9 protein-coding genes are annotated in these 11,571 nt (G+C 59.4%); 5 read left to right on the top strand and 4 right to left on the bottom strand.

Going from position 1 to position 11,571, the window contains the following annotated elements:
• Window positions 1–63: 63 nt before the first annotated feature.
• The 4 genes from aguB to D3879_RS04505 all read right to left on the bottom strand — a co-directional run bounded on the left by aguB (window position 64) and on the right by D3879_RS04505 (window position 5,009).
• Entirely contained in the window at window positions 64–942 is an 879-nt protein-coding gene (aguB, locus tag D3879_RS04520) for an N-carbamoylputrescine amidase (protein ID WP_119952882.1), read from the bottom strand.
• Window positions 943–1,415: 473 nt separating this feature from the next.
• Window positions 1,416–2,054 carry a TetR/AcrR family transcriptional regulator gene (locus D3879_RS04515; RefSeq protein WP_119952881.1) on the bottom strand — a complete coding sequence of 213 codons (639 nt, stop codon included), beginning with the start codon at window positions 2,052–2,054 and terminating at the stop codon, window positions 1,416–1,418.
• A gap of 258 nt (window positions 2,055–2,312) precedes the next feature.
• Complete coding sequence (locus D3879_RS04510) at window positions 2,313–3,386, bottom strand: polyamine ABC transporter substrate-binding protein (protein WP_119952880.1); 1,074 nt, start codon at window positions 3,384–3,386, stop codon at window positions 2,313–2,315.
• A gap of 246 nt (window positions 3,387–3,632) precedes the next feature.
• Complete coding sequence (locus D3879_RS04505; RefSeq protein WP_119952879.1) at window positions 3,633–5,009, bottom strand: glutamine synthetase family protein; 1,377 nt, start codon at window positions 5,007–5,009, stop codon at window positions 3,633–3,635.
• A gap of 276 nt (window positions 5,010–5,285) precedes the next feature.
• Here D3879_RS04505 and D3879_RS04500 point away from each other — a divergent pair, with 276 nt between their 5' ends.
• The 5 genes from D3879_RS04500 (at window position 5,286) to D3879_RS04480 (ending at window position 11,565) form a co-directional block, all read left to right on the top strand.
• Window positions 5,286–6,044 (top strand): gamma-glutamyl-gamma-aminobutyrate hydrolase family protein, encoded by a 759-nt coding sequence (locus D3879_RS04500; protein WP_119952878.1) that lies wholly within the window; start codon window positions 5,286–5,288, stop codon window positions 6,042–6,044.
• Between the two features lie 39 nt (window positions 6,045–6,083).
• Entirely contained in the window at window positions 6,084–7,442 is a 1,359-nt protein-coding gene (locus D3879_RS04495) for a glutamine synthetase family protein (protein ID WP_119952877.1), read from the top strand.
• 133 nt (window positions 7,443–7,575) lie between these two features.
• A complete protein-coding gene (locus tag D3879_RS04490; RefSeq protein WP_119952876.1) occupies window positions 7,576–8,946 on the top strand; it encodes an aspartate aminotransferase family protein in 1,371 nt (456 codons plus the stop codon).
• A 192-nt stretch (window positions 8,947–9,138) separates the two neighbouring features.
• A complete protein-coding gene (locus D3879_RS04485) occupies window positions 9,139–10,236 on the top strand; it encodes a polyamine ABC transporter substrate-binding protein (RefSeq protein WP_119952875.1) in 1,098 nt (365 codons plus the stop codon).
• A 261-nt stretch (window positions 10,237–10,497) separates the two neighbouring features.
• The gene (locus D3879_RS04480) at window positions 10,498–11,565 is read left to right on the top strand and encodes a polyamine ABC transporter substrate-binding protein (protein WP_238474239.1); all 1,068 of its coding nucleotides are present in this window, start codon (window positions 10,498–10,500) and stop codon (window positions 11,563–11,565) included.
• The last annotated feature ends 6 nt before the right edge of the window (window positions 11,566–11,571 follow it).

Genomic DNA, 11,571 nt, shown 5'->3' with positions numbered 1-11,571 from the left:
TTACTCCGCTTTGCTGCGTTGCGCCTTGCCTGACCTTCGCTCGCGACGATCGTGAACAGGTTCTTAGGACTGCAACTCGCCGTCCAGAGTCTTGATCGGGCCGTAAAGGTTCGGCCGACGGTCGCGGAACACGCCCCAGGCGCTGCGGGTATGTTCCAGCGCATCCAGGTCGAAGCTGTGCACCAACACACCTTCCTCCGTCTGGTTGAGTTCCGCGATCTTCTCGCCGAACTGGTTGGCGATGAAGGACGAGCCGTAGAAGTTGATGTGGTAGTCGCCCTGGTCTTCGCGGCCGATGCGGTTGCTGGCGATCAGCGGCATCAGGTTGGCGCCGGCGTGGCCCTGCTGCACGCGCTGCCAGTGCTCGCGCGAGGTGATGTTCGGGTCATGCGGCTCGCTGCCGATGGCGGTCGGGTAGAACAGCAGTTCGGCACCGAGCAGCGCCATGCTGCGCGCGCTTTCCGGGAACCACTGATCCCAGCAGATGCCCACGCCGATCTTGGCGTAGCGGGTCTGCCAGACCTTGAAGCCGGTGTCGCCCGGGTTGAAATAGTACTTTTCGTGGTAGCCGGGGCCGTCTGGGATATGGCTCTTGCGGTAGATACCGAGGTTTTTCCCGTCGGCGTCGATGATCACGATGCTGTTGTAGCGCGCCCGCCCGGCATGCTCGAAGAAGCTGATCGGCAGCACCACTTGCAGTTCCTTGGCGAGCTTCTGGAAATGCGCGATAGCGGCGTTTTCTTCCACGCTGGTGGCCAGTTGCAGGTAGTCCGGATTCGGCTTCTGGCAGAAATACGGGGTCTCGAACAGTTCCTGGATCAGGATGATCTGCGCGCCTTTGGCAGCGGCTTGGCGCACCAGTTTCTCGGCGTTGGCGATATTCGCCGTGCGATCCCAGGAACAAGCCATCTGCGTGGCGGCGACGGTGACGATACGGGACATGGAACACCTCGTAAGAGAGATTACGATTGGGGTCATCTGCACTGGTCATCAGACGCTAGCAGACAGCTGTGGCAATGCCGAGTCGGCAGACAAGCGTCTGTCGTGCGGTTACTGACTTTATAGTCGATAAAAATCTGCTTTAGAGGCTTATTTTTTCTATTGGAAGATATTTATCGATAAAAATACGGATAAATATCTGTTTTAGTAAGTTAGCAAGTCCAACAAATACAGCGAATTGCGTCGCCTGCTCGGGTGGCGCGGACTGTATCCGGTTTGATGCGGCCGTTGGCCTTGCTGGGCGCTACGGACGGTCTAGTGGCCTGGGTAGCTAGTTCCATTAGTCAATTTCGGCGCCTGAAGCCCCGATACTGCGTTGCCGCTCCTCGTCATGGCCCAGCTATGACTCGTCACGGCGCCTTGTCTCAGGACTCCGGGCATCCGAACTTGAGTTAACCAGCTAGCCGTACTGGCCACTAGGACTGCGAGTCGCGCTTGGGCAGGTAAGGTGGCAGGTAGAGACCAAGATACACATCGAAGACGCGCATGCCTTCCTCGGCCAGGCGGGGTGTGATCTCCCCGTGCAGTTGCACCGAGCGCGCGTACACACGATCGCTAAGCTCCAGCGCCAGGGCGAACACATCTATTTCTGCTGGCAACACCGGCAGAGGAAAGTGGTGGTCGAACAACGCGTGCATCAGATGGCCGAGTTCGATGTCGTGCTGGCGGTCGGCCTGAGTGACTTCGCTAAGGCCGTGCTGCGCGAGGATCAGTTGGCGGGCGGCGGCGTCGCCGGCATAGATCGCCAGCATGCGTTGTTCGACCAGCCGGGAGAGGTCGCGCCAGTCGCGCAGGGCGCTGGTTTCGATTGGCTGTTGCAGGCAGGCGCGAAAGGCCGCATGCACATCGGCGGTGAGGGCTTCGAGGATGGCCGGCACGCTGGCGAAGAAGTGATAGACCGAGGACGGCGGCATCTCCGCGCGTTCGGCCACGCTGTAGATCGACAGGCCGGCGACGCCTTCTTCGGCCAGTAGGGCACGGGCGGCGGCGAGTATCCCGGCGATCCGTGCTTGGCTGCTGGCGCGTGGTTTGCGAGCGTTAGCGGGGCGCTGCATGACGGTCACCTCTCCTTAGGGGGTGCTATTGGACGTCAGCTGGTGGGCAGCTCGCAAGTCTGCATGCGAGGCGGATAACCGGGCGCTGGTTCTGTAGGCTGGGCAGAGCCGTTTTTTGGCGAAACCCAGCGGGAGCCAATGCTGGGTTTCATGAGGTGCATCCATGCACCTCGCCCTGCGGGCAGCTAAAGCTGTGCAAAACGGCTTTCCTGCCGTTTTGTCGCTGCGCTCTACCCAGCCTACAAGGTGCGGGCCGATTCATTGGCCGCTGCGAAAGCGCGCCCAGACCTGGTCGCGTACCGGGCCGAGCTTCTCCGGCAGGGTTTCCAGGGCGAACAGGCGACGCCTGGTGTCGCTGTCCGGGTAGAGTCCCGGCTGATCGCGCAGCGCCGGGTCGAGGAACTGCTTGGCGTCGGCGTTACCGCTCGGGTAGAGGGTTTGCGCGGTAGTCAGCGCGGCCACTTTGGGCTGCATCAGGTAGTCGATGAAACGGTGCGCCAGATCGGGTCGTTGCGCGCTGCTGGGGATCACCAGGTTATCGATAAACAGCACGGAGCCTTCATCCGGCACGATAAAGCGCACGGGCTGGCCGGTATCGGCGGCGGCCAGGGCATCGCCGCCCCAGGCCAGGGCCAGGCACAGCTGACCTTGCTGCAAGTCGTCGATGTAGCGCGCACTGTCGACGTATTTGAGGTGTGGGCGCAGCTCATTGAGCACGCTGCCGGCCCGTTTGATCTGCCGCGGCGGGCTGTGGGCCAGGCTATGTCCCTGGTAGTTCAGGAGCACGGCCAGGACTTCGTCCGGGGCATCCAAGACGCCGATCCCGCAACTGGCCAGGCGCGAGCTTTGGGCGGGATCGAACAACACACTCCAGCTATCGGGTAGCGGGCCACCGAAGGCTTGTTCCGCCAGTTGGGTATTCACCGCTAGGCCGATGGCGCCCCATAGGTAGGGAATCGCATAGCGGTTCTGCGGATCGACCGCAGCGAGCTTGCTCAGCAGGGCTTTATCCAGGTGCTGGCGATTAGGCAGTTTGGCCATCTCCAGCGGCTGCAGGCGCCCGGCTTTGATCAAGGCGGGCAGGGTGTCATGGGAAGGGACGGCAATATCGATGGCCTCACTGCTGGCGAGTGCTTTTTCCAATTCTTCGGCGGTGCTGAAAGTGTGGTATTCGACGCGGATGCCGGTCTCCTTTTCGAAGTCCGTGAGCACCTGCGGCGCAATGTAGTCGTTCCAGTTGTAGACGCGGATCAGCTCCTCGGCGTTGGCCGGTAGCGGGGTGGCCAGCAGAGGAGTCAAAGCGAGCAGCAGCGGAGCGAGAAAGCGGGGCATGACGACCTTCCTTAAGTGTCGGTTCACAGCATGTGCAGCGCCATCACGAGGTGCCGCGGATGAGGTCCATCTATTCAAGCTGAGCGGCGCCGAGCGGGCCTGAGGCTTGTTCTGCTGGCTGACGTTGTGCGCGCCGCAATTGAGCGGCAGCACTAAGCCGCAGCGCAGAGCCAAGGGTGCGGCGAATAATTCGGTGGGTGTCGCTAGATAAAACGACGCCGGCTCAGGGCCGGCGTCGGGTCTTGCTTACACGGTATGCAGGTACCAGTTGTATTCGAGGTCGGAGATCGAGTGTTCGAACTCCTCCAGCTCGCTTTCCTTACAGGCGACGAAGATATCGATGTATTTCGGGTCGATATAGCGCGCCATGATCTCGTTGTCGTCCAACTCGCGCAGGGCATCACGCAGGTTGTTCGGCAGGCTCTGCTCGTTCTGCTCGTACGAGTTACCTTCTACCGGTGCATTGGGCTCGATCTTATTGGTCAGGCCGTGATGCACGCCGGCCAATACCGAGGCCAGCAACAGGTAGGGGTTGGCGTCGGCGCCAGCGACACGGTGCTCGATGCGCACGTTATCGGCGGTACCTGTCGGTACGCGCAGCGCTACGGTGCGGTTGTCCAGACCCCAGCACGGCGAGTTCGGCACATAGAACTGTGCGCCGAAACGACGGTAGGAGTTGACGTTCGGGCAGAGGAACGCCATCGAGGCGCCCATGGTTTCCAGTACACCGCCGATGGCATGGCGCAGCGGTGCACTCTCGATCGGATCTTCGCTGGCAAAGATGTTCTTGCCGTCTTTATCCAGAATCGAGATGTGCACATGCAGACCATTGCCGGCCTGACCTGGGTAGGGCTTGGCCATAAAGGTCGAGTCCATCTCGTGGTCATAGGCGATGTTCTTGATCAGACGCTTGAGCAGCACCGCGTAGTCGCAAGCCTTGATCGGGTCGGCGACGTGGTGCAGGTTGACTTCGAACTGGGCCGGGGCGCTTTCTTTGACGATCGCGTCGGCAGGAATGCCTTGCTCCTTGGCACCTTCAAGGACGTCTTGCAGGCAGTCGACATATTCATCCAGGTCGTCGATCAGGTAGACCTGGGTGGAATGCGGACGTTTACCGGAAATCGGCGAACGTGGCGGCTGAGGCCGACCGTTCACGTTTTCCTGGTCGATCAGATAAAACTCAAGTTCGAAAGCGGCGCAAATGGTAAGGCCCAGTTCGTCGAACTTCGTCACCACCTGGCGCAACACTTCCCGTGGATCGGCGAAGAACGGCTCGCCTTCCAGTTCATGCATGGTCATCAACAGTTGCGCGGTCGGGCGCTTCTGCCAAGGCTCATTGCTCAGGGTGTTGGGGATGGGGTAGCAGATACGGTCGGCGTCACCGATATCCAGGCCAAGACCGGTGCTTTCCACGGTCGAGCCATTGATGTCGAGTGCAAACAAAGAGGCGGGGAGATTGATGCCTTTTTCGTACACCTTATGGAGGCTGGTACGCTCGATGCGCTTGCCGCGCACCACTCCATTCATATCTGCAATTAGAAGGTCGACGAACAGGACCTCAGGATGTTCCTTAAGGAACGCGTTCGCTTCATTAAGCTGAACGGCACGCAGGGGTACCGACATGATGCAACACCTATTTTGTTAAAAATATCAATCATTCGACTGATGGGGTGTGAGTCAATCTTAAACGCCTCACGCTGTCAATAGTGCCACATTTTGCCCTCAAAAGGGGCGTGACGGCCGTTTTTAGGGCGCTGCAGAGCATTGTCACCCCTCGCGCGGCCTTGGCCGGCGCGGCGCTCAGCGAGGTGTGTTTAATTTTTTACATAACTATTGTGTAAAAAAATGAACAAGGCTAAGCTCGGTTCAAACCCATAACAGCAATAAAACGGGTGTCCCATGTCGCGCCTGCCGTTAATCGGCGTTACCGCCTGCTCCAAGCAGATCGGCCTCAAGCACTACCATATTGTGGGTGACAGATACGTTCGTGCGGTAGTCGTCGGAGCCGGGGGCTTGCCGCTGATCATTCCATCGCTGGCTGAACTGATCGACCAACCGACCTTGTTAGAAAGTCTAGACGGTTTGCTGTTTACCGGCTCGCCATCGAATGTCGAACCTCATCTCTACCATGGCCCGGCCAGTGCGCCAGGCACTCAGCACGACCCTGAGCGTGACCGCACCACCTTGCCGCTGATTCGTGCGGCGGTGGCAGCCGGTGTTCCGCTGCTCGGCATCTGCCGCGGCTTCCAAGAAATGAACGTGGCCTTCGGCGGCAGCCTGCACCAGAAGGTGCATGAGGTCGGAACTTTTATGGATCACCGCGAGCCGGAGAACGAGCCGCTGGAAGTCCAATACGCACCAAGCCACCCGCTGCACGTGCAGCCGGGCGGTGTACTCGCCGGCCTCGGCTTGCCGGACGAGATTCACGTCAATTCGATTCATGGCCAGGGCGTTGAACGTCTGGCGCCGGGCCTGCGTGTTGAGGCTTTGGCTCCTGACGGGCTGATCGAGTCCATCTCGGTCGAGGGAGCCAAGAGCTTTGCCCTTGGGGTGCAATGGCACCCGGAGTGGCAAGTACGCTCGAATCCCGATTACCTCGCCATCTTCCAGGCATTTGGAGATGCCTGTCGCAAGCGGGCGAGTCAACGCTGGGCTTAGCTATAACAGCTAAGCTCTAAATCCCCCCCTGAGGTCTTTATGAGCCCCAAACTCGACCAGCTCACTAGTTGGCTGAAAGAGCGCAAGATCACTGAAGTTGAATGCTTTATCAGTGATCTCAGCGGTATTTCCCGTGGCAAGATCGCGCCGACCAATAAGTTCATCGACGAGAAGGGCATGCGCTTACCTGAAAGCGTACTGCTGCAGACGGTCACCGGTGACTACGTGGAAGACGACATTTATTACGACCTGCTCGACCCGGCCGATATCGATATGGTCTGCCGTCCGGACGAGAATGCCGTGTTCCTCGTGCCCTGGGCCGTCGAGCCCACCGCCCAGGTGATCCATGACACCTACGACAAGATGGGCAACCCCATCGAGTTGTCGCCACGCAACATCCTCAAGAAAGTGCTCAAGCTCTACGCCGATAAAGGTTGGCAGCCGATCGTGGCGCCGGAGATGGAGTTCTACCTGACCAAGCGCAGTGATGACCCGGACTACCCGCTGCAAGCGCCGATCGGTCGTTCCGGCCGCCCGGAAACCGGCCGCCAGTCGTTCTCCATCGATGCCGCGAACGAATTCGATCCGCTGTTCGAAGATGTCTATGACTGGTGCGAAGCCCAGGAGTTGGACCTCGATACGCTGATCCATGAAGACGGCACCGCGCAGATGGAGATCAACTTCCGTCACGGCGAAGCCTTGCACCTGGCCGACCAGATCATCATCTTCAAGCGCACCATGCGTGAAGCGGCGTTGAAACATAACGTCGCCGCCACCTTTATGGCCAAGCCTATGACCGGCGAGCCAGGCAGCGCGATGCACCTGCACCAGAGCGTCATCGACAAGAAGACCGGCAAGAACATCTTCTCCAATGACGATGGTTCGATGAGTGAGCTGTTCCTCCACCACATCGGAGGCCTGCAGAAGTTCATCCCTGAGCTGTTGCCGCTATTCGCCCCGAACGTCAACTCGTTCCGCCGCTTCCTGCCGGATACCTCGGCACCGGTGAACGTCGAGTGGGGCGAAGAGAACCGCACTGTCGGTCTGCGCGTGCCAGATGCCAGCCCGGAAAACCGTCGGGTGGAAAACCGCCTGCCGGGCGCCGACGCCAACCCTTATATCGCCATCGCAGCAAGCTTGCTGTGCGGCTACATCGGGATGGTCGAGCAGCTCAGTCCAAGCCCCCAGGTCAAGGGCCGCGGCTACGAACGGCGCAACCTGCGTCTGCCTCTGACCATCGAGGATGCCCTGGAGCGCATGGAAAACTGCAAGACGCTGGAAGATTACCTCGGCAGCAAGTTCATCAGCGGCTATGTCGCGGTGAAGCGTGCCGAGCACGAGAACTTCAAGCGGGTGATCAGCTCCTGGGAACGTGAGTTCCTGCTGTTCGCGGTGTAATCAAACGGGCGTCAGTGCCAACTGCAGGGGCGGATTCATTCGCCCCTACACTGATTCCCCAGGGCGAATGAATCCGCCCCTACGCACGATGCCAGGTTCGGCTCCGCCGAACCTGTTTGAAAGAGGTACGAATATGAATAGCCAAGAGACTAACCCACAGACCCGCAAGTGGCAGGCGCTCAGCAATGAGCACCACCTGGCGCCCTTTAGCGACTACAAACAGCTGAAGGAGAAGGGTCCGCGGATTATTACCAAGGCCGAAGGCGTCTACATCTGGGACAGCGAGGGCAACAAGATCCTCGACGGCATGGCCGGGCTCTGGTGCGTGGCGGTGGGGTATGGTCGTGACGAGTTGGTAGCGGCGGCCAGCAAGCAGATGAAAGAGCTGCCCTTCTACAACACCTTCTTCATGACCGCGCACCCGCCGGTGCTGGAACTGGCCAAGGCGATTGCCGATATCGCGCCGGCCGGCATGAATCACGTGTTCTTCACCGGCTCCGGCTCGGAAGGCAACGACACCATGCTGCGCATGGTCCGCCATTACTGGACGATCAAGGGCCAGCCGCAGAAGAAAGTCATCATCGGCCGTGTCAACGGCTACCACGGCTCCACCGTGGCTGGCGCCAGTCTGGGCGGCATGAAGTACATGCACGAGCAGGGCGACCTGCCGATTCCGGGCATCGTGCACATCCCGCAGCCGTATTGGTTCGGTGAAGGCGGTGACATGACGCCGGACGAGTTCGGCATCTGGGCTGCCGAGCAACTGGAAAAGAAAATCCTCGAAGTCGGCGAAGACCAGGTCGCGGCCTTCATTGCCGAGCCGATCCAGGGCGCCGGCGGCGTGATCATTCCGCCAGACAGCTACTGGCCGAAAATCCGCGAGATCCTCGCCAAGTACGACATTCTGTTCGTTGCCGACGAAGTGATCTGTGGCTTCGGCCGCACCGGCGAATGGTTCGGCAGCGACTACTACGGCAACGCGCCGGATCTGATGACCATCGCCAAGGGCCTGACCTCCGGTTACATCCCCATGGGCGGGCTGATCGTCAGCGACAAGATTGTCGATACCCTGAATGAGGGTGGCGATTTCAACCACGGTTTTACCTACTCCGGGCACCCGGTGGCGGCGGCGGTGGCGCTGGAAAATATCCGCATCCTGCGCGAAGAGAAGATTCTCGAGCGCGTGCGCGAGGAAACGGCACCCTATTTGCAAAAGCGTCTGCGCGAGCTGGCGGATCATCCGCTGGTGGGCGAAGTGCGTGGCGTCGGCCTGCTCGGTGCGATCGAACTGGTGAAGAACAAGCAGACCCGCGAGCGTTTCGAGGGCAAGGGCGTCGGCATGATCTGTCGCGGTCACTGCTTCGATAACGGGCTGATCATGCGCGCCGTTGGCGACACCATGATCATTTCGCCGCCGCTGGTGATCAGCAAAGCCGAAATCGACGAACTGGTGGCCAAGGCGCGGCTGTGCCTGGATCTCACCGCCAGTGCAGTGCTGGGTTAAGCCGCAGAGCGGGTCTATAACTTGTTAGCCAGTTTCGCTGGCAGTTGTAAACCCGCGCTAGACCTTGCCAGACTGCACTTGTGCGTTGGCCAGGCTCACCGAAGGGTGAAGTTGAAGGGCGGTTCGCGGTTTCGAACTTCCCAGGGCAAACGTCACCGTTCGGATACTTAAACAACAACAGGAGCTGTACGCATGAAAACATTCGGCAAGTCCTTACTCGCGTTGTCCCTAGTGGGAGTCATGGCCGGCGCTGTTCAGGCCGATGACAAAGTGCTGCACGTTTACAACTGGTCGGATTACATCGCTCCGGATACCGTCGCGAAGTTCAGCAAAGAAACCGGCATCAAGGTGGTCTACGACGTCTTCGACAGCAACGAAACCCTGGAAGCCAAACTGCTCGCAGGCAAGTCGGGGTATGACATCGTCGTGCCGTCCAACAACTTCCTCGCCAAGCAGATCAAAGCCAAGGTCTATCAGCCGCTGGACAAGTCCAAGCTGCCGAACTGGAAGAATCTCGACACCAACCTGCTGAAGACCGTGGAAGTCAGCGATCCGGGCAACCAGTACGCCTTCCCCTACATGTGGGGCTCCATCGGCATTGGTTACAACGTCGATAAGGTCAAGGCAGCTCTCGGCGAAAACGCGCCAGTGAACTCCTGGGATCTGGTGTTCAAGCCAGAGAACATGGCTAAGTTGAAAGACTGCGGAGTCAGCTTCCTCGATTCGCCGACCGAGATGTTGCCAGCTGCGTTGCACTACCTGGGTTACAAATCCGATAGCCAGGATCCGAAAGAACTGAAAGCGGCTGAAGAGCTGTTCTTGAAGGTTCGCCCGTCCACGGCCTACTTCCACTCGTCCAAATACATCTCCGATCTGGCTAACGGCAATATCTGCGTGGCTATCGGTTACTCGGGCGATATCTACCAGTCCAAGTCGCGCGCCGATGAAGCCAAAGCTGGTGTGAAGGTCCTTTACAACATTCCGACGCAAGGTGCGGGTACCTTCTTCGACATGTTGGCGATCCCGGCGGATGCCGCCAACGTCGAGGGTGCGCATGCCTTCCTGAACTTCCTGCTGAAGCCGGAAATCATGGCCGAGATCACCAACGAAGTGCAGTTCCCCAACGGCAACGCCGCCGCCACGCCGCTGGTGGATGAGGCGATCCGCAACGACCCGGGCATCTACCCGACCGCGGAGACGATGAAGAAGCTCTACGCCTTCCCGGACTTGCCGGCCAATGTGCAACGCACCATGACCCGCAGCTGGACCAAGATCAAGTCCGGCAAATAAGCCCACGACACCCTCCGGCGGGTGCTCCCGCTGGAGGCCTGTCAGGAGCGTGTTGGATGAAGTGCTTAAACCCCGTACTTGGACGTACCTATAGTTGAAGTGCTAGCTCCAAGCAGTTGGCGTTCGCAGTTTGCTGCGCCCTGGATATGACGTTCTGCCAGCCTGGCTGAGCAGAGGCGTAAAACTGGCCGCGATCAACGGCCATACTGACCTAACAAGAACGAGGACTGACATGTGCGAATTTCCTTCCGCAAAACCCTGATCAGCACGCTGGCCTTGTTGAGCCTGAGCGCGGCTGCCCAGGCTGAGTCGACCGTACATGTCTATAACTGGTCCGATTACATCGGCGAGACCACCCTGGCTGACTTCCAGAAAGAAACTGGGACCAAGGTGGTGTACGACGTTTTCGACTCCAATGAAACCCTCGAAGGCAAGCTCCTCGCCGGTCGTTCCGGTTATGACATCGTGGTGCCGTCCAACCACTTCCTCGGCAAGCAGATCAAGGCGGGCGCCTTCCAGAAACTGGACAAGAGCAAGCTGCCGAACTGGAGCAACCTCGACCCGGCGCTGCTCAAGCAGCTCGAGGTCAACGACCCGGGCAATGAATATTCGGTGCCCTACCTGTGGGGCACCAACGGCATCGGCTACAACGTGGAGAAGGTCAAAGCCGTGCTCGGCGTCGACAAGATCGACTCTTGGGCCATGCTCTTCGAGCCGGAGAACATCAAGAAGCTCAGCCAGTGCGGCGTCTCCTTCATGGATTCACCCGACGAGCTGTTCCCGTCCGTGCTCAACTACCTGGGCCTGGATCCCAGGAGCACTAACCCTGCGGATTACCAGAAGGCCGAGGCCAAGCTATTGGCCGTGCGTCCCTACGTGACCTACTTCCACTCGTCCAAATACATCTCCGACCTGGCCAACGGCAACATCTGCGTCGCCTTCGGCTACTCCGGCGACGTGTTCCAGGCCGCTAGCCGTGCCGAAGAGGCAGGCAAGGGCGTGAAGATCGATTACGTGATCCCGAAAGAAGGCGGCAACCTTTGGTTCGATATGATGGCCATTCCGGCCGATGCCGCTAACCCTGAGCAAGCGCATGCGTTCATTAACTATGTGCTGCGTCCGGACGTGATCACCAAGGTCAGTGACTACGTTGGCTATGCCAACCCGAACCCCAAGTCGCTGGAATTGCTGGACGAGTCCGTCCGTAGCAATCCGGCCGTGTACCCCTCCAAAGAGGTGCTGGCCAAGCTCTACGTATCGGCCGAGTTGCCGCCGAAAGTGCAACGCTTGATGACCCGTAGCTGGACCAAAATCAAGTCGGGTAAGTAAGTGCAA

Source organism: Pseudomonas cavernicola, assembly GCF_003596405.1.
Lineage (GTDB): Bacteria > Pseudomonadota > Gammaproteobacteria > Pseudomonadales > Pseudomonadaceae > Aquipseudomonas > Aquipseudomonas cavernicola.
This window is presented reverse-complemented; position numbering and strand designations above follow the sequence as displayed.

Bases quoted from the DNA above. Each gene is read 5' to 3' on its own strand.
- aguB (WP_119952882.1), bottom strand. From the start codon at position 942: ATGTCCCGTATCGTCACCGTCGCCGCCACGCAGATGGCTTGTTCCTGG.
- D3879_RS04515 (WP_119952881.1), bottom strand. From the start codon at position 2,054: ATGCAGCGCCCCGCTAACGCTCGCAAACCACGCGCCAGCAGCCAAGCA.
- D3879_RS04510 (WP_119952880.1), bottom strand. From the start codon at position 3,386: ATGCCCCGCTTTCTCGCTCCGCTGCTGCTCGCTTTGACTCCTCTGCTG.
- D3879_RS04505 (WP_119952879.1), bottom strand. From the start codon at position 5,009: ATGTCGGTACCCCTGCGTGCCGTTCAGCTTAATGAAGCGAACGCGTTC.
- D3879_RS04500 (WP_119952878.1), top strand. From the start codon at position 5,286: ATGTCGCGCCTGCCGTTAATCGGCGTTACCGCCTGCTCCAAGCAGATC.
- D3879_RS04495 (WP_119952877.1), top strand. From the start codon at position 6,084: ATGAGCCCCAAACTCGACCAGCTCACTAGTTGGCTGAAAGAGCGCAAG.
- D3879_RS04490 (WP_119952876.1), top strand. From the start codon at position 7,576: ATGAATAGCCAAGAGACTAACCCACAGACCCGCAAGTGGCAGGCGCTC.
- D3879_RS04485 (WP_119952875.1), top strand. From the start codon at position 9,139: ATGAAAACATTCGGCAAGTCCTTACTCGCGTTGTCCCTAGTGGGAGTC.